The organism is Lujinxingia vulgaris, assembly GCF_007997015.1.
Taxonomy (GTDB): domain Bacteria; phylum Myxococcota_A; class Bradymonadia; order Bradymonadales; family Bradymonadaceae; genus Lujinxingia; species Lujinxingia vulgaris.
Window position 1 is genome coordinate 1 of record NZ_VOSM01000119.1, and the last position, 503, is coordinate 503.

Sequence of the window (503 nt, forward strand, 5' to 3'; positions counted from 1 at the left end):
AGCGCGAGAAGTACCTCAACCCGGTCGTCGAGGAGATCGACGCGGACCTGCGCGACCTCCGCATCCGCGGCAAGGTCGTCGGTCGCCCCAAGCAGCTCTATTCGGTGTATCAGAAGATGGTCATCCGAGGCCGTGAGTTCGACGACATCTACGACCTGATCGGGATCCGTGTGATCGTCGGGTCGGTCCGCGACTGCTACGCCGTGCTCGGTGCCATCCACGCGCGCTGGACGCCGTTGCCCGGCCGGTTCAAGGACTACATCGCCACCCCGAAGTTCAACCTCTACCAGTCGCTGCACACGACCGTGATCGGCCCCTCGGGTCGGACGGTCGAGATCCAGATCCGCACGCACGAGATGCATCAGCAGGCCGAGTACGGTGTGGCCGCGCACTGGATGTACAAGGAGCGGATGAACGGCGGCGGCAAGACCGAGGTGCGCGCGTCCGACACGGACATGGCGTGGCTCGCGCACATCTCCGACTGGCAGGCTGAGACCGCCGAC

1 protein-coding gene is annotated in these 503 nt (G+C 65.4%); it reads left to right on the forward strand.

Annotated elements, in window-relative coordinates; translation table 11 throughout:
- Positions 1 to 503, forward strand: a 503-nt coding sequence (locus FRC98_RS21165; RefSeq protein WP_146983533.1) for a RelA/SpoT-related domain-containing protein, incomplete at both ends; no start/stop codon positions are given.